The 20,038-nt window shown below is 38.9% G+C and carries 16 protein-coding genes, 1 pseudogene and 1 riboswitch; of the genes and pseudogenes, 3 read left to right on the top strand and 14 right to left on the bottom strand.

All coding sequences use genetic code 11. The features are described from left to right. The first annotated feature begins 321 nt into the window (after positions 1-321). Positions 322-849 carry a YslB family protein gene (locus tag ACLHDF_RS13915; RefSeq protein WP_413919342.1) on the top strand — a complete coding sequence of 176 codons (528 nt, stop codon included), beginning with the start codon at positions 322-324 and terminating at the stop codon, positions 847-849. A 51-nt stretch (positions 850-900) separates the two neighbouring features. Here the strand turns inward: ACLHDF_RS13915 and ACLHDF_RS13910 are convergent, their stop codons facing one another. The 8 genes from ACLHDF_RS13910 to ACLHDF_RS13875 form a co-directional block, all read right to left on the bottom strand. Continuing rightward, positions 901-2,133: an aspartate kinase gene (locus ACLHDF_RS13910; protein ID WP_413919341.1), complete on the bottom strand. Its 1,233-nt coding sequence runs from the start codon at positions 2,131-2,133 to the stop codon at positions 901-903. 141 nt (positions 2,134-2,274) lie between these two features. Beyond that, a riboswitch (Lysine riboswitch) is annotated at positions 2,275-2,452 on the bottom strand. 65 nt (positions 2,453-2,517) lie between these two features. Continuing rightward, positions 2,518-4,284, bottom strand: a complete 1,767-nt coding sequence (gene uvrC, locus ACLHDF_RS13905) for an excinuclease ABC subunit UvrC (protein WP_413919340.1) — start codon at positions 4,282-4,284, stop codon at positions 2,518-2,520. Between the two features lie 224 nt (positions 4,285-4,508). Continuing rightward, positions 4,509-4,823: a thioredoxin gene (trxA, locus tag ACLHDF_RS13900; protein ID WP_013059404.1), complete on the bottom strand. Its 315-nt coding sequence runs from the start codon at positions 4,821-4,823 to the stop codon at positions 4,509-4,511. A gap of 196 nt (positions 4,824-5,019) precedes the next feature. Beyond that, positions 5,020-6,000 (bottom strand): electron transfer flavoprotein subunit alpha/FixB family protein, encoded by a 981-nt coding sequence (locus ACLHDF_RS13895; protein ID WP_413919339.1) that lies wholly within the window; start codon positions 5,998-6,000, stop codon positions 5,020-5,022. A gap of 33 nt (positions 6,001-6,033) precedes the next feature. Then, positions 6,034-6,807, bottom strand: coding sequence for an electron transfer flavoprotein subunit beta/FixA family protein (locus tag ACLHDF_RS13890; protein WP_413919338.1), 774 nt, complete (start codon positions 6,805-6,807; stop codon positions 6,034-6,036). An 18-nt stretch (positions 6,808-6,825) separates the two neighbouring features. Next, on the bottom strand, positions 6,826-7,599 hold the full coding sequence (locus ACLHDF_RS13885; protein ID WP_413919337.1) for an enoyl-CoA hydratase: 774 nt from the start codon (positions 7,597-7,599) through the stop codon (positions 6,826-6,828). A gap of 80 nt (positions 7,600-7,679) precedes the next feature. Further along, on the bottom strand, positions 7,680-8,264 hold the full coding sequence (locus ACLHDF_RS13880) for a TetR/AcrR family transcriptional regulator (protein WP_413919336.1): 585 nt from the start codon (positions 8,262-8,264) through the stop codon (positions 7,680-7,682). Between the two features lie 112 nt (positions 8,265-8,376). After that, positions 8,377-10,068, bottom strand: a complete 1,692-nt coding sequence (locus ACLHDF_RS13875; RefSeq protein WP_413919335.1) for an AMP-binding protein — start codon at positions 10,066-10,068, stop codon at positions 8,377-8,379. 151 nt (positions 10,069-10,219) lie between these two features. On the opposite strand from ACLHDF_RS13875, the pseudogene ACLHDF_RS13870 reads away from it, so the two are divergent. Further along, positions 10,220-10,624 (top strand): annotated as a pseudogene (locus tag ACLHDF_RS13870) (5-methyltetrahydropteroyltriglutamate--homocysteine methyltransferase); the annotation flags it as partial. Between the two features lie 199 nt (positions 10,625-10,823). Here ACLHDF_RS13870 and ACLHDF_RS13865 read toward each other — a convergent pair. The 5 genes from ACLHDF_RS13865 to zapA form a co-directional block, all read right to left on the bottom strand. Continuing rightward, entirely contained in the window at positions 10,824-11,231 is a 408-nt protein-coding gene (locus tag ACLHDF_RS13865; protein WP_413919334.1) for a DUF350 domain-containing protein, read from the bottom strand. Between the two features lie 180 nt (positions 11,232-11,411). After that, on the bottom strand, positions 11,412-13,775 hold the full coding sequence (locus ACLHDF_RS13860; protein WP_413919333.1) for an endonuclease MutS2: 2,364 nt from the start codon (positions 13,773-13,775) through the stop codon (positions 11,412-11,414). A 19-nt stretch (positions 13,776-13,794) separates the two neighbouring features. After that, positions 13,795-15,507: a DNA polymerase/3'-5' exonuclease PolX gene (polX, locus tag ACLHDF_RS13855; RefSeq protein WP_413919332.1), complete on the bottom strand. Its 1,713-nt coding sequence runs from the start codon at positions 15,505-15,507 to the stop codon at positions 13,795-13,797. A 199-nt stretch (positions 15,508-15,706) separates the two neighbouring features. Next, complete coding sequence (locus tag ACLHDF_RS13850; protein ID WP_413919331.1) at positions 15,707-16,264, bottom strand: CvpA family protein; 558 nt, start codon at positions 16,262-16,264, stop codon at positions 15,707-15,709. Next, positions 16,261-16,521, bottom strand: coding sequence for a cell division protein ZapA (gene zapA / locus ACLHDF_RS13845; protein ID WP_013059415.1), 261 nt, complete (start codon positions 16,519-16,521; stop codon positions 16,261-16,263). The genes ACLHDF_RS13850 and zapA overlap by 4 nt, the downstream gene beginning before the upstream one ends. Positions 16,522-16,664: 143 nt before the next feature. On the opposite strand from zapA, the gene rnhC reads away from it, so the two are divergent. Next, positions 16,665-17,579, top strand: coding sequence for a ribonuclease HIII (rnhC, locus tag ACLHDF_RS13840; RefSeq protein ID WP_413919330.1), 915 nt, complete (start codon positions 16,665-16,667; stop codon positions 17,577-17,579). Positions 17,580-17,612: 33 nt separating this feature from the next. Here rnhC and pheT read toward each other — a convergent pair whose 3' ends face one another. Next, the gene (gene pheT, locus ACLHDF_RS13835) at positions 17,613-20,027 is read right to left on the bottom strand and encodes a phenylalanine--tRNA ligase subunit beta (RefSeq protein WP_413919329.1); all 2,415 of its coding nucleotides are present in this window, start codon (positions 20,025-20,027) and stop codon (positions 17,613-17,615) included. Positions 20,028-20,038 lie beyond the last annotated feature (11 nt).

Genomic DNA, 20,038 nt, shown 5'->3' with positions numbered 1-20,038 from the left:
TCTATAAAATATAAATTTATAAAATTTTAATTTTGTTAACGCTTACTATATTAATATTAAAGGAATATTAAAGATTTTTTCTTTCTATTATATTATCGCTTGTCAAAATTAAGTAAGCGTTTACTTTATACTTTTATTGTAAACAAGTTCACAAAACATTTACACAGGTAAGATTACCCTTTTAAAAGGAATTTTATGGATTTTCCACCTTTACATATAACTCTTTTTACCATAATAAAGATCCTCTTACATTTTATCAAAAAAATGCGTGAGAGGTTTTTTAGATTTGTATATAATAGTAGTAAAGAAAGAGGGGAAAGCATGAGCAATTTACAAACAGAATTACAGCAAGAACTTGAAGAGACGATGGAAACATCAGAACCTAATGTCGCAACTCAAACAGAGAAAGCTCTTGATCACGTTCCATATTTCGGATACAGCCTTTTACGCGACGTTTTAATTCCAGAGCTTCTTGGAGACGAAACGAATACCATCTCATACTGGGCAGGAAAACACCTTGCGCGTAAGTATCCATTAAATACAATGGATGAAATCGTCGCCTTTTTTAAAGCAGCCTCTTGGGGAACACTGACGCTTGCAAAAAAAGACAAATATTCATTAGAACTTGAATTATCAGGTGATGTGGTCTGCAAAAGATTTCATCAGGAAACTTGTTCGTTTCATCTTGAATCAGGGTTTGTAGCTGAACAGATTCAGCGGCAAAACAACTGCCTAACAGAAGCCTATTTAACACCTAAAGAAAAGAACGGAAAAGTGCTGATTTCAGTTCAGTGGGATCGAAAAGATATCTTACCTACCGAAACACGTGCGGAGCGTTATAAAAAGTGAGAAATACGTATATATAAAAGACGTGGAGGCACCACGTCTTTTTTCTATTCTTTATACTTGTACTGCTTGCTGCTCTTCTAATTCAAATGCTACGTGGAGCGTCTCAACAGCTTTTACCATATCAGCATGCGGTACAACTGTAGATACTTTAATTTCAGACGTGCTGACCATCTTCACTTCAATTTTCTCTCCTGCTAGTACTTCAAACATTTCGGCTGCAACACCTGGATTAGAAATCATACCAGATCCGACAATCGATACTTTAGCGAGGCCGCTTTCATGTTCAATACGCGTATATCCTAAAATAGATTTATACTCTTTTAAGACAACAAGAGCAGCTTCTACATCTACGGTTTTAATAGAAAATGAGATGGATAGACGATTATTAGCCGTTACGTTTTGAATAATAATATCCACATTTAACTGTTCTTTTGCTAATGCTGTAAAAATGGTAGAAAGAGTTTGTAACTCGTTGTTTAACCCTTCAATTGTCACGCGTGAAATGTTATCTTCAAACGCAATTCCTCTTACGACTAAGTTTTGTTCCATTGAAACTTCCTCCTCAACAATCGTTCCATTCTCGTTTTCTAAGCTTGAACGTACCTCTAGCGGTACTTGATAATTTTTTGCAAATTCAACAGCGCGCGGATGCAGCACCCCGGCTCCCAAATTTGCTAATTCTAACATTTCGTCATATGAAATAGAGTGAAGTTTACGAGCATCTTCTACATAGCGTGGATCTGTCGTAAACACTCCTGTTACATCTGTATAAATATCACATTTTGCAGCTTTTAGTGCTGCGGCAAGAGCTACCGCCGTAGTGTCAGAGCCGCCTCGACCTAATGTTGTAATGCTTCCATCTTCTGAACAGCCTTGGAATCCAGCTACTACTACGATTCGTCCGCTATCTAACTGACTTTGAATGCGAGTCGTGTCAATATGCTGGATTCGTGCATTGCTGTGAATTGCTTCCGTCTGGATGCCAGCTTGCCAACCTGTTAGCGAAGTGGCTTCATGTCCTTTGCATTGAAGAGCCATTGTTAACAGTGAAATCGTCACTTGTTCTCCAGTTGTAAGAAGCATATCCATTTCGCGTTTGCTTGGACTGTCCGTAATATCACTTGCTAATTTCACCAATGCATCTGTGGTTTTGCCCATCGCGGATACCACAACGACTACTTGGTTACCGCGCTCTGCTTCTTGAATAACACGATTTGCTACATGTTGAATACGTTCAACAGAACCAACAGATGTTCCACCAAATTTTTGAACGATTAATGCCATAATTTTGTTCATTCCTTTTCAATAAATTTGCATATGCAGGATGATGAGAAGCTAAATTTTTTTACTCAGACAATAAAAAAAGCAATGAGATGAGCTCTCATTGCTTAACGAACGAAAATTATAAAACATAACCGTCCACTGCCGTGAGATAGCTCTCCAAGAATCTACATCTTGACAATCCTACGTTTATTCAACGCAGAACCAGCAATCATTACTATGAGGTAATGTTCACTTCGGCAAATTTCCCTTTCCGTATCATTCATAAGGGCTCATACCCTTCCTGATACGTACTGATTAAATTTGCACCTCTATCTTCACTTCATTTGATGAAGTGTCGTATGAAATTAGTTAATAGCTTATCAAATATTTTCTATTATTTCAAGACTATTTTTGCAATGTTTCATAAATTTTTTCAGCGATGTTTTGAGGAACACCTGAATTCCGAATATCTTCAACCGTTGCTTCTTTTAATTTTTTCACAGAACCAAAATGCTTTAACAAAGCTTTTTTCCGCTTTTCTCCCACTCCTGGAATGTCGTCTAGAACGGACTGAAAAACGGACTTAGAACGCACTTGACGGTGGAAGGTAATCGCAAAGCGGTGAACTTCATCTTGAATTCGCTGAAGCAAATAGAACTCTTGACTATTGCGTTCAAGCGGTATGATTTGAGGAGGCTCACCAATCATCAAGTTGGACGTTCTGTGCTTATCATCTTTGACAAGACCTGCTGTAGGCACTAAAAGTCCTAATTCATTCTCGAGAACGTCCTGCACCGCAGCCAAATGACCTTTGCCTCCATCTACAACAATCAAATCGGGAAGCGGAAGGCCTTCTTTTAACGCTCTCGAATATCGCCTGCGAACTACTTCTCTCATGGAACTGTAATCATCTGGTCCCTGTACGGTCTTAATTTTATATTTGCGATATTCTTTCTTTTCAGGTTTCCCATCAACAAAAACAATCATCGCAGAAACTGGGTCTGTTCCTTGAATATTTGAATTATCAAATGCTTCTATTCGGTAAGGTGCGGCGATTCCAAGCTCTTCTCCTAACCGCTCGACTGCGCCAACCGTCCGCTCTTCATCTCGTTCAATTAAATAGAATTTTTCACCGAGCGCAATTTTTGCATTTTCACACGCAAGTTCTACCAATTCTTTCTTTTTACCTCTCTTTGGATGCTGAACCTCTACTTCTACTAATTTCTCAGCTAATTCTGCATCAATCGTTGCTGGAACCATCACTTCTTTTGGCTTAATATTTTTGGTATAAAACTGTCCAATAAAAGTTAAGAAATCTTCTTCTGGCTCTTTATAAAACGGAAACATAGAAACTTCTCGCTCGATTAATTTTCCTTGGCGAATAAAGAAAACTTGAACACACATCCAGCCCTTATCATAGGAGTAGCCAAACACATCACGATTAACAAAATCATTAAACGTTACTTTTTGTTTTTCCATCGTCGCTTCAATATGAGCAATTTGATCTCGATATTCTTTAGCCCGTTCAAAGTCGAGTTCTTCTGAAGCTTTTAACATTTTTTCGGTTAACTCTGTTTTGACATGCTCATATCCACCATTTAAAAACCGGGTAATATTTTCAATAATTTGCTTGTTTTGCTCTTCTTTTACTTCTTTTACGCATGGAGCTAGACATTGACCGATATGGTAATACAAACATGGCCTGTCTGGCATGGTAGAGCATTTTCTCAATGGATAAATGCGATCAAGAAGCCGCTTTGTTTCATTTGCAGCTTGAACGTTAGGATAAGGACCGAAGTATTTTCCTTTATCTTTTTTTATTTTTCTTGTAATAACAAGTCTAGGCTGTTTTTCAGCTGTAATCTTAATAAATGGATAGCCCTTATCATCTTTAAGCATGATATTGTATTTGGGATCATGCTTTTTAATTAAATTCATTTCTAAAATAAGCGCTTCTAAATTAGAAGATGTGACAATATATTCAAAATCGACAATGTCGTTTACAAGTCGAAGCGTCTTACCGTCATGAGATCCCGTAAAGTAGGAACGTACTCGATTTTTTAATACTTTTGCTTTTCCTACGTAAATGACCGTTCCATATTTATCTTTCATCAAGTAACAGCCGGGCTGATCCGGTAAGATAGCCAGCTTTTCTTTTAAATAATCGTTCATACTTTTCTCCTTTCTCTTCTCTTACTCTGTCCATCTATGCAATCGCTTATGAAGCGTAACCTGCCTTCTTTATTGCTTTACACTACATGGATAGAAGCCTGATTTATGACAGTGTTCCTTACATCTAGTATAAAACAAACGAACGCATATTCGCTAAATAAAAGTATTCCCAAAACAGAAAAAGTGGAGAAAAAGAAAAAACCTAGCCTGAGCTAGGTTTGGACTTACGCGTGTTTATTAATCAATTCTGTTAATGCTTCTTTTGGTTGGAAACCAACTACTTGGTCAACTTTCTCTCCATCTTTGAATAGTACTAAAGTTGGGATACTCATAACACCAAATTTTCCAGCTGTTTCTTGGTTTTCGTCAACGTCTACTTTCACGATTTTAACTTTATCATTAAGCTCGCCATCGATTTCTTCAAGAACTGGAGCAATCATTTTACAAGGTCCACACCATGGTGCCCAAAAGTCAACAAGCACTAGGCCTGATTTAATTTCATCTGTAAAGTTTTTATCTGTAGCATGTGCAATAGCCATTTTAATTCCTCCTAAATATATGCAATATCCAAATTCTAATCACAGTATATCACCTTCAAATAAGGTTTGCTAACTTTTTGCTTACATTTATACTGTTTATTCTCCGCTCTAGTTTGTACAATTTACATAAAAACATGCATAGAAAATTTCTTTTTCCATGTAAAAAAGCCCTTTTAAGTAAAAGGACTTTTACTATTTATGCAGACTGTACTTTGAGCTTTTTGAATTCTTCTGTTAGAAGAGGCACCACTTCAAATAAATCTCCAACGATTCCGTAATCCGCTACTTTAAAAATGTTTGCTTCAGGATCTTTATTGATTGCAACAATAATTTTTGAATTTGACATGCCGGCCAAATGCTGAATGGCACCTGAGATTCCGCAAGCAATGTATAAATCTGGTGTCACTACTTTGCCCGTCTGACCGATTTGAAGAGAATAGTCGCAGTAATCTGCATCGCATGCTCCGCGAGATGCTCCAACAGCCCCATTTAACACGTCCGCCAGTTCTTGGAGAGGTCCAAAACCTTCCGTGCTTTTTACACCTCGACCACCTGCAATTACGACTTTGGCTTCAGATAGATCAACCCCTTGTGTTGCTTTACGTATAACTTCTTTTACAACTGTACGCAAGTTTTTGATTTCAACATTTAAATCCTCTACATCGCCTGTACGTCCCTCATCTTTTGCAGGCGGTGAAATATTATTTGGACGAATCGTGACAAACGTAAAAGCATCAGTCATGATTTTCTTTTCAAATGCTTTACCAGAATAAATTGGGCGAGTGAAGACTACTTGACCCCCTCCAACTTCTACATCCGTCACATCGGAGATAAGTCCTTTGTCTAAGCGAGCTGCCAGTTTTGGCGCTAGATCTTTACCAAGAGCCGTATGTCCAAATACGATAGCTTCAGGCTGTTCACTTTCAATGATGGCTAATAATGCCTGAGCGTAACCATCGGATGTGTAAGCAGCTAAGTCTTCGTGCTCCGTCACAACAACTTTATTCGCTCCGTACGCAATAAGCTCTTCACTTAAAGCTTTTACGCCCTTTCCTACTAATGCTGCAACAATTTCTCCCCCGTCAGCTACAGTAGACGCTGCGGAAATCGCCTCGAACGATACGTTTCGTAATCCCCCATCACGTGCTTCTCCTAGAACTAACACTTTGCGTCCCATTACAATACCCCCATTGTTTTGACTTTTGACTTATTAAATGACTTTTGCTTCCTTATGCAGTAAATTGACCAGCTCTGTTACTTGATCTTTTATATCTCCTTGTAATACGCGCCCTGCATCTTTTTTCGGTGGTAAATAAATTTCAATTGTCTTTGTTTTTGCTTCTACATCATCTTCATCTAAATCTAAATCATCCAATTCCACTTCAACCAACGGTTTCTTCTTCGCTTTCATAATCCCTGGAAGAGATGGATAGCGAGGCTCATTAAGTCCCTGCTGAGCTGTTACTAAAAGAGGAAGCGACGTTTCAATAACCTCCGAATCGCCTTCCACGTCACGTACAACAGTCACTTTTTCACCTTCAATATCCAGCTTTGTAATCGTCGTAATATAAGGGATCTCTAACTGTTCTGCTACGCGCGGCCCCACTTGGCCAGAACCTCCGTCAATCGCTACGTTTCCTGCCAAAATTAAGTCAGGAGATTGTTCTTTTAAGTACTGTGCCAGCAGCCTAGAAGTCGTGTACTGATCGCCATCTGCTATGTCATCTTCCGTATTGATTAAAACTGCTTTATCTGCTCCCATAGCCAAAGCTGTTCGGAGTTCTTTTTCTGATTCTTCCCCTCCTACACTCACGACCGTAATCTCTCCGCCATGCTTTTCCTTTAGCTGAATAGCTTCTTCAACTGCATACTCATCGTAAGGATTAATAATAAATTCAGCTCCATCTTCAACAATTTGACCATTTTTTAGTGAAAGTTTCTCCTCTGTATCGAATGTTCTTTTTACTAACACATAAATATTCATTCAATTCCCCTCCTAAACTTATTTTCCTAAAAATTTAGGCTCGCGCTTTTCAATAAAAGCGGCTACGCCTTCTTGAGCATCGCGGCTTTTGAATACGCTTCCAAAAAGCTGCGCTTCTTTTTTGATGCCGCTGTAATAGGCATCTGTTTTTACATGCTGAAGCAGCTGCAAGGTAGCTTTGACAGAGATTGGACTTTTTTTGGCAATTTTTCTAGCAAGTAAAAATGTCTCATTGATAAGCTGACTTTCTTCAAAAGCTGCGTTTGCTAACCCTAACTTCACTGCCTCACTTCCAGATATTGGATCACTTGTCAGCATCATTTCACAAGCCTTGTGAACCCCGACGTAACGAGGCAATCGCTGAGTCCCTCCAAACCCTGGTATAATTCCTAACTGAAGCTCAGGTAAGCCTAGCTTAGTATTTTCCGTTACCAAACGGATATGGCAGCTCATAGCAAGCTCCAACCCTCCACCTAACGCAGCTCCGTGAATAGCTGCAATCACTGGTTTTGGGTAATTTTCAATATACTCAAAGAGCTCTTGACCATTAACAGCAAGCTTCTCGTATTCTTTTTCCTGCTGAAGTGCTGTGAACTCTTTTATATCAGCCCCAGCACAAAAGAACTTCCCTTCGCCTTTAATGACGATAACCCTTGTCTCTTTACTATCTTCTAAGTGTTTTAAAACACTTGAAAGATCTTTTAATAAATCTTGAGACAAAGCGTTGGCAGGTTGTCTATTTAACGTAATGAAGCTTATTGCATCAACAGTTTCAACCTGAATAATCTCCATTTGTTTACGCCACCCTTTCTTTTGATCTTAATCACCTTGCACTTCTTTTCCTTGCAAGGAAGCAGCAGACTCTCTTATGATTAAGAGCCGCTGCAGCCGTTTAACAGCAAGGAATGGACTTTATCCACCGATTCTACTAGACCGTATCGATGATCGTTCATTACCCATGTGGTGACAGTTTCATCAATCGTTCCAAAAATCATCTGCCGTGCAAGACGGATATCTATATTTTCAGAAAACTCACCTGTTTCAATCCCTGTCTGCAATATAGAATCAATGAGAGTCAGGTAATCTTTTAATACATCGTTAATTTTCAATCTTAAATCTTTGTTAGATTGACGCAGTTCGAGCTGTGTTACTGTAGCTAAATGATGATCCTCCGCTAGAAACGAAAAATGCTTATCAATTAACACATGAAGTTTTTCTCCCGCGGTTTCAATTCCCGCCAGTTCTTCATAAATTTTTTCTACAAATTGTCCCATCTTCTCTTGAAACAAGGAAATCAAGACATCTTCTTTGTTTTTAAAATATAAATATATCGTACCGTCTGCAACTCCAGCCTGCTTAGCAATTTTAGAAACCTGAGCATTGTGGTATCCGTTTTCTGCTATTACTACTACAGCTGCATCGATAATCTGCTTATACTTTGGCTTATTTCTTCTCAATCTTATACGCTCCTTTAAAATATGAATGATTATTCATTCATATCTTTATAATAAAGAAACCGCAAGTATCTGTCAATTATGTTTCAGCAAAAAAATCAAAGGCGACGATCGGTTATGTCGCCCTTTTATGCTTTTCATTTTCTTCATCAATCAGCGCTCGTCGCAGAATCTTACCGACCGCTGTTTTGGGAAGCTCATTTCGAAATTCATACAGGCGCGGAACTTTATAAGCAGCTAAATATTTTCTAGAAAACTCATTTAACTCTTCTTCAGTACATCTTACACCATTTTTTAATACAATGTAAGCCTTCACTGTTTCTCCTCTATATGGGTCAGGCACACCTACCACTACAGCTTCTTGAATTTTTTCATGCTCATATAATACTTCTTCAACTTCTCGAGGATAGATATTATATCCCCCAGCAATAATAATATCTTTCTTTCGGTCTACTACATAAAAATAACCTTTATCATCCATATAGCCAACATCACCTGTTAGCAACCATCCGTCTTGCATAACAGCCTCCGTTTCTTCAGGCTGATTCCAATATCCTTTCATTACCTGAGGGCCTTTAACTGCAATTTCACCTACCTCGCTCACAGCAGCTTCTTTGCCTGTTTTAAATGAGAGAATTTTGGCATCCGTGTCTGGCCACGGCACTCCAATACTTCCTGATATTCTCTCTTTCCAAAGAAAATTAGCATGAGTCACGGGAGAAGTTTCTGTTAAGCCGTATCCTTCCACTAATTTACCCCCGGTGAGCTTTTCAAACTGCTCCTGCACTTCAACAGGAAGAGGAGCGGAGCCGCTCATACATGAATCAACGGAAGATAAGTTGTATTTTGCTAAATCAGGATGGTTTAATAATGCGATGTAAATTGTGGGGGCACCTGGAAATAAAGTAGGCTTCTGCTTATGAATCGTTTTGAGCGTCGTTTTCGGATCAAATTTAGGCAGAAGAACCATCTCATAGTTTTGCAAAACCGATAAAATGAGTACCGTTGTTAAGCCGTACACGTGAAAAAATGGAATGATTCCAAGCACTTTTTCTTCTCCATACTTGCAGCGGTATAACCAATGTGAACACATCGTTGCATTGGCTACCAAATTTTTATGAGTAAGCATGACTCCTTTTGGAAAACCTGTTGTTCCCCCGGTGTATTGTAAAATCGCGATATCTTCGTCTGAAATTCCCTCGGCATTACATACTTCTGGAGAGGATTCATTTATAATGCGTTTAAATAAATGAGTAGTCTCCGTATGACTTACATTCACGCTTATCTGCTGCTGTTTGCGCTGAATAAATGGATAAAGTATGTTTTTGGGAAATGGGAGATAATCTTGAATAGAGGTGATGACTACGTGCCTTATTTTTGTTAACGCTTTCATTTTTGCTACACGCGGATATATCAAATCGAGTGCAATAATCATGGTGGCTTCTGAATCATTAAGCTGATACTCTAATTCTCTTTCCGTATACAAAGGGTTTGTTTGAACGACTACTCCCCCTGCAAGAAGAACAGCATAAAAGGAAATGACAGCTTGAGGGCAATTTGGGAGCATAATGGCTACTCTATCCCCTTTTTTTAATCCCAATTCAATAAGGTAAGATGACAGCTTCAGAGAATCTTGATGGAGCTGGGAAAACGTCATTTTTTTCCCTAGAAAATAGATTGCGTTTTTTTTAGGATCTTTTTGAACTGCTTCCTCAAAAAGCTGCGCTAAATTTTTTCGTTCATAATGAAGTGTAGCAGGTATTTCATCTGGATATTGAGAAAGCCATATCTTTTCGGTGGATTCCACGCGTATCCTCTCCCTCAAAAAAATAAAAAATTAGAATTTTCTAATTAAAATTATAGTTCATTCTTTTTTTAGATGCAATCGTTATTAAATGTTCTCTTTCCAACCTATTCATCTTTTCATCCTGCAGCTTAATAAATAAAAATTAGATTTTTTTACGGATGCGATAAATGAATCCATTGCTCATAAGCCAGATGATATGGTCATTACAATGCATATTTGCAGAGGGAATTTTCAGTCCAATTATACAACAAGCGGCGGATATGAAAATGCGTCAAAAGCTATTTTCGGTCAGTTAAACGTGGGTAGATTATTTTTAGAATTTGATGATAAACGCTCCGAAAGATTTGAACCTCTTCGCCATGTAAAGCGAGATGACCTTCAGGTTGTACTTGGCCTTATCACATCGAAATTTGGAGATTTAGAAGACCCTGAGTCAGTAAAAAAACGAATTGCTGAAGCGGAAAAATTTGTTTCTCTTGATCAAATTTGTTTGAGTCCCCAGTGTGGATTTGCTTCTACAGGAGAAGGAAATTTACTAACAGAAGAGCAGCAGTGAGATAAAGTAAAACACGTGATTTCAATTGCCGAAGACGTATGGAAGTAATCATAAAAAAAGCTGGCCTTAAAACAGACCAGCTTTTTTGCTGTCATCACAATGTTAGGAAAAGCTATATAGATAAATAGATAAGACCAATAAGCATAAACACTCCGCATAAAACAAGCAAAATTTTCGCTAACTTCTCCATGACTCTCTCCTATCCTATTCCCGCTCCTATTACATAGGACATACCGATTGAAATAACAAGTGAAATAAACCCAACGGCTCTGTTATCTTGTTCAATTTCATCATCGATTCGAAATTTTGGCGTCAAAAATTCGAAAATAAAATAGCTGACTAGTAAAAGAACAAACCCATATATTCCCCATCCGAGCATTCTTAACAAATTGTCATTATGCTCAATTGAATAGCGAAAGATATTAGCTAATCCAAATATTTTACCGCCTGTAGCCATCGCAACAGCCATATTTCCTTTTTGAATCTCTTCCCAATTCTTATACTTGGTAACGAGCTCAAACACAACGAGAAAAACGACAATGCTCAGAACAACCACACTGTAATAAGCGGCGGATTCAATATACGGGTCTCTCCAAAAATCCCTCATTTTTGCATCACTCCTATTTTATATTACGCTCCACGTAATGAACTGACAGGTTTTTTTCTTTTACTTGTATCGTTCTTAAAAGAGATAGAAAATCCAGCATAGCCATGAGCCATGTCGGATTTTCTATCTTCATATATGCTTGTTCAACGTATCGATTGACACCATTGTTTCAGCATTCTTTTATTTAAATTCCACAACCGTAACGCCAGAACCTCCTTCAGAAGCTTCTCCGAAACGAATATTTTTAACAGAACGATGATTTTTCAAATATTCCTGTACACCTTTACGAAGAGCTCCAGTTCCTTTACCGTGGATAATTGAAACACGCGGATAGTTGGCTAACAAGGCATCATCAATATATTTTTCAACTCGAATCAACGCATTTTCATAGCGCTCTCCTCTTAAATCCAGTTCAAGATTTACGTGGTAATCTTTTCCTTTTACCGTAGCAAGCGGCTTCGTTTCCACAGGTTTTGGGGAACTAATATATTCGAGGTCTTTTTCTTTCACCTTCATTTTCATGATTCCCATTTGTACTTGCCATTCGTTATTACTCACTCGTTCCACAAGCGTTCCTTTTTGTCCCCAGCTTAAGACCTTCACTTCATCTCCAGCTTGAAGAATGCGCTCTTGTTTTTTCGGCACAGCCGGTTTCTTTTTACTTTTTTCAAGAGTTGGAACTGCATCTTCTAGACGTTTACGTGCTTCAATCAGTTCGTGCTCTTTTACAAGCGCATGATTTTTTTGACTCATTTTACGCAAGTCGCTAATAATTTTCTCAGCTTCTTCAGATGCTGCTTTAACTGTGGCTTGAGCTTTTTCTTCAGCTTTTTCATACAGCTTATCTCGTTTTTCATTAAATTCAATAATCTGACTCTGTAATTCTTTATGAAGCTTCTGAGCCTCTTTTCTTAGCTCTTCTGCTTCTTCTAGCTCGTGTTCCGATTGGCGACGACTGTCTTCAAGAGAGGCAATCATATTTTCTACTTTATTTGTTTCTGAGCCAATATAGCCTTTAGCACGCTCAATTACTTCTGCACTTAAACCTAAACGTTTTGAAATCTCAAAAGCATTGCTTCGTCCCGGTACACCAATCAACAGTTTGTAAGTAGGGCTCAATGTTTCAATATCGAACTCTACACTAGCATTGACCACTCCTTCACGGTTATATCCGTACGCTTTTAATTCAGGATAGTGAGTAGTCGCAACTACGCGAGCGCCTCTTTCGTATACTTGATCTAAAATCGAGATCGCGAGCGCTGCACCTTCTTGAGGATCTGTTCCTGCTCCTAACTCATCAAACAAGACCAAACTTTCATGATCTACTTTTTGTAAAATATCTACAATGTTAACCATATGAGATGAAAAGGTACTCAAACTTTGTTCGATCGACTGCTCATCTCCGATATCGGCAAATACGTGTTTAAATACAGCCATTTCCGATCCATCCAGCGCAGGAATCTGCAAGCCTGCTTGAGCCATTAACGTAAATAATCCAAGCGTTTTTAACGTTACAGTTTTACCTCCCGTATTTGGCCCTGTAATAACGATAGACGTATATTGATCACCTAGCTCAATGTCATTAGCAACGACAGCTTCCTGCGCAATAAGAGGATGTTTTGCCTTTACTAATTTAATATAGCCCCGGTCGTTCATTTTAGGTTTTGAAGCTTTTAGCTCATGACTATAGCGTCCTTTAGCAAACATGAAATCCAGCTCACCTAATAGATAAACGTTTTGACGAAGTTCATTTGCTGCTTCAGCTACCTGAACGGTTAAAGCAATAAGAATACGTTCAATTTCTTGTTTTTCTTTTACTTTTGCTTCTTGAAGCTCATTGTTTAATGTCACAATCGCCTGCGGCTCAATAAATAAAGTCGCTCCAGATGAAGACTGATCATGAACAATGCCTCCATACGCACTGCGATACTCTTGCTTAACAGGAATAACAAAACGTTCATTTCGAATGGTCACAATTGCGTCTGACAACATTTTTTGAGCAGATGATGAGCGAATAAGACTTTCTAGCTTTTCGCGAATACGAGACTCCGTCGAGCGAAGTTTTTGACGAATGCCTCTTAGCTGGTCGCTTGCACCGTCTAGCACTGTGCCATTCTCATCAATGCTCATTTTAATTGTTTGTTCTACGTCAGGAAGAGGTATTAGTTTTTCAATATGTTCAGATATAATTGGGAGCTGTAAATCTTCGTCTTCTACTACTTGCTCGATAAATTGCTTTACTTGTCTTGCTGCATAAATAGTACTTGCTACATCAAGAAGTTCATTAGAGCTTAGCGTTCCTCCAATTTCAGCGCGCTTTACGCTAGGTCGCACGTCAAAAATGCCTCCTAGCGGTACGTGGCCACGCAAACGCAGCACGGTTGTAGCTTCGTCTGTTGCTTCCTGCCATTTGACTACTTCTTCATACTGAGTCGAGGGAATCAAATTCGCTACTTTTTCTCGGCCTAAAGAAGAAGCTACTTTTTTCTGAAGCTGTTCCTTAACTTTATTAAACTCTAGTACATGAAAAATACGTGATTGCAAAACTGATTCCTCCTGTTGCTTATTTATGTCGATTTAAAAAAGCGGTTAATTCTTTGAGGCTGTACGTATTTAATACCGTTTCTGGTTTAAGCCAGCCTTTAATACCCGTAGATATTCCAATTTCCATATGCTCTAGCATGTCTAGATTATGAGCATCTGTATTAATAGCAATCTTAACTCCTGCTTCTTGTGCTTTTTTTATGTGCTCAGCCGCTAAATCTAAACGGTTTGGATTTGCATTTAGTTCAAGAGCCGTTTTTGTTTCTTTAGCTAATTCAATGAGCATATCAATATCTACATCATATCCGTTGCGTCGGCCAATCAAACGACCGGTCGGATGAGCAATTAAATCTACATGAACATTATTTAACGCTTGCTTTAAACGATTCATAATTTCTTCACGAGATTGTGAAAAACTAGAGTGAATGGATGCAATAACAAAATCTAGCTCAGCTAGCAATTCATTATCATAATCAAGTGTTGCATCAGGCAAAATATCCATTTCAATTCCAGCTAGTATTGTAAAATCATCAAACTGGGCGTTCAAACGATTAATTTCTTCACGCTGTTTACGAATGCGTTCAGGCGTTAGACCGTTAGCTACTTTTAAATACTGAGAATGGTCTGTAATTGCCATGTACTCATAGCCTCGCGTGCGACATGCTTCCGCCATTTCTTCAATCGAATACGCTCCATCGCTCCAAGTGGAGTGCATATGCAAATCACCTTTTACGGCACCATATGTTACAAGCGTTTGAGGTTTTATAAATGCATCTACTTCCATTCCATCTTCACGAAGTTCTGGGGGAATAAAAGACAGCCCAAAATGTTCATAGAATGCTTGTTCAGATTCAAAGGTCAGGACTTCACCTGTCTCTGCATTTTCAACGCCATACTCACTAATTTTCTCACCGCGTTCTTTTGCTAATTGACGCATGCGCACATTATGATCTTTTGATCCTGTAAAATGATGAAGCGTTGTGGCAAACGCTTTATCTTCTACAAGACGAAAATCTACCGAAACATCGTACTCATAGGCTAACGTTACCGATACTTTTGTATCTCCATTTGCAATAACATCCTTCACGTTTGGCAGCGATACTAACTGTTCGCGGACAGCATGAGGTTCAACTGTTGAAATAATAAAATCAAGATCTTTTACTGTTTCCCTCATGCGGCGAATGCTCCCTGCCTGAGAAAAACGCTCAATGCTATGCATGTGTTTAAGGGCTTCTAAAATTTCGTCCGCTATTGGAAGCATAAAAGCAAGGGGCAAACGTTCAGGGCGTTTTCCAAATTCTTCAATAGAAGCAATAATTTTCTCTTCTGTCTTTTTAGCAAAACCGCTTAGTTCCTGCACTCGATTTTCCATACAAGCCTGATGCAGTGATTCCATATCTCGAATATCTAGCTCTTTATATAATTTAGCGATTTTTTTACCTCCAAGCCCTGGTAACTTGAGCAGAGGAATAAGTCCTTCAGGAACTTCTTGCTTTAGTTCTTCTAGTACACTTGACTCATTTGTTTCCATATACTCTTTAATGACTGCAGCCGTTCCTTTTCCAATCCCTTGGAGCTTGGTAAAGTCCTCAATTTCTGTCAGCGTTCTCTCGTCAGTTTCTAACGCTGCAGCCGCTTTTCGAAAAGCAGAAATTTTAAAAGGGTTATCTCCTTTTAATTCCATATATGTAGCAATTGTTTCTAACAATTTAATAATATCTTTTTTATTCATCTCTTTTCACCAGCCTATTATCATAATAACGAAACTTTTGAAAACATGATGAGGTACATACATAATCTCTCAAATTTTCATTCAAAAATACCTTTATCCTTGTCAAAACTGCAGCATCAGACTGCGATAAAAAAAGAGGGTATCTCAAAAGTATTATGACACTTTCGACACACCCTCTCAACAAGCTATTGTAATTTCATTACATTACACCATACTGAGTCCACAAATCTTGAATCGCAGACGATAAATATGGAGTATTTTGTACGATATTGATTGCAATTGAAGACTGTTGAATTGGCGTTTGAATTTCACTTACAGGAATCACGGCCCCAATGTATAACAAAATAAAAACGATGATATACACTTCAACGAATCCAAGTGCACCTCCGCCCCATTTATTTAACTGGCGCAGAATTGGCAGTTCGGTTAAAGCCGTTAAAACAGAGCCTGCAAGACGAAGTACAATGTGAGTAACAAAAAATAAAATCGCAAATGCAATCATTCGATAAAAAGCGTCTTCTATCGTTCCAGAATCAAATACAAATGATGCGACACTTTGCTGCTGAATATTGTCTGGAAACGGAATTAACAAACGAAGTCGGCTTGCCAAATCTCCGCTAAACATATAGGCAACGATAAACGAAACCGCAAAACTGACAATATGAATGAGCTGCAAAATAAATCCTCTTTTAAGACCTGTTACAAAGCCCAAAAGAAGCAACACAATTAAAATGATATTAAGCATTGACTCAGTCATTCCTCTTTTCCATAAAGTTTTTGTTCAAGTCTCTCATAGTCTTCTTTCAGTTTTATATATTCGTGTACAGCATTGACAGCTGTTAATACTGCTAATTTATTGATATCTAAAGAAGGGTTTTTAGTACTGATTTCACGCATTTTTTCATCCACTATAGAGGCGACAAGTCGAATATGGCTTGTACTTTCGCTACCGACGATGCTGTACTGCTGACCAAAGATGTCAACTGTCGCACGTGTTTTATCTTGTCTTGACACGAGAAAATCCTCCGTTCCACGAAAAATCCTAATCCCTATCATACCACGAAGAAGGCTTCAATGGAAACATATCTATATTTAAGCTATCATAAGGGATAGTGCTTATAAAGTAAACTAAAATACCCCGAAAGGAGTGAAGCATTATGTCACATGCTGTTATTAAAGTGTCAGCTGAGCAAATAGCTAAAATGAAGCTTCATTATACATCCTATTTGCAACCAAAACTGCCGCAGGGAAGTATTTTTTCGGCTAAAACCCCCGGCTGTTCTATCACTGCATACCGCTCTGGAAAAGTACTTTTTCAAGGAAAAGAAGCTGAAACAGAAGCAGCCAAGTGGGGAGGCTCTTCAGAGGCTACCAAAAAGGCGCCCGTCTCACATCTACCATCAAACTTCAGCTCACTATCTGTCATCGGTTCTGACGAAGTAGGAACAGGAGATTATTTTGGTCCTATGACCGTTGTTGCTGCCTATGTTCAAAAAGAACAGCTTCCTTTGTTAAAAGAATTGGGAGTACGAGATTCAAAAGAGTTAACGGATGCTAAAATCATTGAGATTGCTAAGCAGCTTGTTTCATTTATTCCCTACAGTTTGCTTGTTTTACATAACAAAAAGTATAATGCATTTCAAGAAAGAGGCATTTCACAAGGTAAAATGAAAGCTCTGTTGCACAATAAAGCTTTATCCAATGTGTTAAAAAAATTGGATCCTGAAAAGCCTGACGCCATTTTAATCGACCAGTTTGTCGAAAAAAACACCTATTATAAACATGTCGTAAAGGAAAAAGAGATTATCAAAGAAAATGTCTTTTTCAGTACAAAAGGAGAAAGCGTTCATCTATCTGTAGCTGCTGCTTCCATTATTGCCAGATATGCATTTTTAAAACAAATGGATTTGCTGACGGAAAAGACCGGAATGGTCATTCCTCGCGGAGCTGGGGCACAAGTTGATATCGCCGCTGCTAAAATTATTAAAAAGTATGGCGTTAACGCCCTGAACTCTTTAGCTAAAATCCATTTTGCCAATACAGAAAAAGCTTTAAAATTAGCTAAAAAATAAGAGATGTGGAAATCCACATCTCTTTTCTTATTCTTATGAACGAAGCGCTGCACCAAATTCTTTTTCAACAGCTTCTAACACTGCATCATGTGCTTTTGCTACTTCTTCATCTGTTAATGTACGTTCAGGATCTAAGTAACGTAAAGAGAAAGCTACGGATTTCTTGCCTTCTTCCATACGCTCACCTTCATATAGGTCAAACACAGTCACATCTTTTAACAGTTCTCCGCCTGCTGCATAGATGACGCGCTGAACTTCTCCTGCAAGAATGTTTTTATCTACCACAAGTGCAATATCACGTGTAATAGATGGGAATCTTGGAATAGTTGAATAACGAACTTCTTCCACGTCTGCAGCTAACAGCTCTTGAAGGTGTAATTCAAATACGTATGTTTCACGAAGACCATACTGTTTCTGAGTCACAGGATGAACTTGACCTACGTATCCAATTTCTTTTTCATCTAACCTTACAGCTGCTGTACGTCCAGGGTGCATACCGTCTTTTTTAACGGGAGCATATGAGATTCGTTTCTCTAAACCAAGCTGTGCAAATAACCCTTCTAGTACACCTTTAATCACGTAGAAATCAACGGCTTTCTTCTCACCTTGCCAGCCGTGAGCATGCCATAGACCTGTGATTGCACCAGCTACGCGCTCCTGCTCATCCGGTAATTCTCCTTCACCTTTAGATAAGAACACTGAACCTGTTTCGTATAGCGCAATAGAATCGGATTGACGAGCATTATTATGCTTCACTGCTTCAAGCAAATGAGGTACTAAGCTTTGACGAAGGACACTGCGATCTTCACTCATCGGCATTGCTAACCCAATCGTACTTGTTGCATTTAATGCAAACTGAGTAGCTTTTTCAGCGCTCGTTAACGAATATGTTGTTGTTTGTGCTAGTCCCGCTCCTTCTAAGAAACGGCGAACTTTACGGCGTCCAAGCTGATACTCTGTTAGTTTTCCTGGAGTTGCCACCGTGACAGGAAGCGTTGTAGGAAGGTTGTCGTAGCCATACATACGCGCTACTTCCTCGACGATATCTTCTTCAATTGTAATATCGCCTCGACGAGTTGGCACTGTTACAACGATTGTTTCATCTTCCACTTTGCTTTCAAATTGAAGACGGTTCATAATATCTTGTACTTCTTCCATTGATAGTTCTGTACCAAGTACATTGTTAATACGTCCAAGTGACACAGCTACAACAGCGGGTTCAATAGTTAGTGTATCTACTTCTACAGTACCGCTTACCACTTCACCTGAAGCGTATTCAGCCATTAATTCTGCTGCGCGATCAGCTGCTACACGCGTACGGTTAGGATCAATTCCTTTTTCAAAACGAGCGCTTGCCTCACTGCGAAGACCGTGTTCTTTTGAAGCTTGACGAACCGTTAACCCTTTGAAGTAAGCTGATTCAATCAGAACATTTACCGTATCGTCTTTTACTTCAGAGTTTGCTCCGCCCATTACACCTGCAAGAGCTACCGGCTCACTTCCGTTTGTAATGACAAGCTGATTCCCTTTTAATACGCGCTCTTGATCATCAAGTGTTACAAATTTCTCGCCTTCTGATGCAAGACGGACAACAATTTCTTTTGAACCAAGACGATCATAGTCAAAAGCATGCAGCGGCTGACCGTATTCAAGTAAAATATAGTTGGTAATATCAACAACGTTGTTATGAGGGCGAATACCCGCTGCCATTAAACGCGTTTGCATCCATAATGGTGACGGAGCAATTTTTACGTTTTTCACAACGCGTGCTACGTAAAGCGGATTGTCTTCTTTTGCTTCTACTTTAACGGAAATATAATTAGATGCTTGCTCATCAGACGTTTGCACGTTTACTGATGGATACTTCACTTCACGACGTAAAATAGCAGCCACTTCATGTGCTACACCCAACATACTTAAGCAGTCTGAACGGTTTGGTGTTAGCCCTAGCTCTAATACTTCATCGTTTAAGTTTAGCGCCTCTAGTGCATCCGCTCCTACTTCAGCATCGCTTGGGAAGACGAAGATGCCTTCTTGATAATCTTTTGCCACAAGCTTGCTTTCAATGCCAAGCTCTTGAAGAGAACAGATCATGCCATTCGATTCTTCACCGCGAAGCTTAGCGCGCTTGATTTTAAAGTTACCTGGAAGTACAGCTCCCACTTTTGCAACCGCTACTTTTTGACCTTGTGCCACGTTCGGTGCTCCGCACACGATTTGAACGATTTCTCCTCCACCAAGATCTACTTGACAGCGGCTTAATTTATCAGCATTTGGATGCTGTTCACGTTCTACAACATGACCAATCACCACTCCGCTGATGCCTTTATTTAAGTTTTCTACACCTTCAACTTCAATTCCACTTTTTGTGATTTTATCTGCTAACTCTTCTGCCGTTACGCCTGATAAGTCAACATACTCTTGTAACCAACGATAAGATACAAACATCGTAGTCCCTC

This window comes from Priestia megaterium (assembly GCF_046599315.1).
GTDB lineage: Bacteria > Bacillota > Bacilli > Bacillales > Bacillaceae_H > Priestia > Priestia megaterium_F.
The sequence above is the reverse complement of the archived record's forward strand: the minus strand, read 5'-3'. Positions and strand labels throughout refer to the sequence as shown.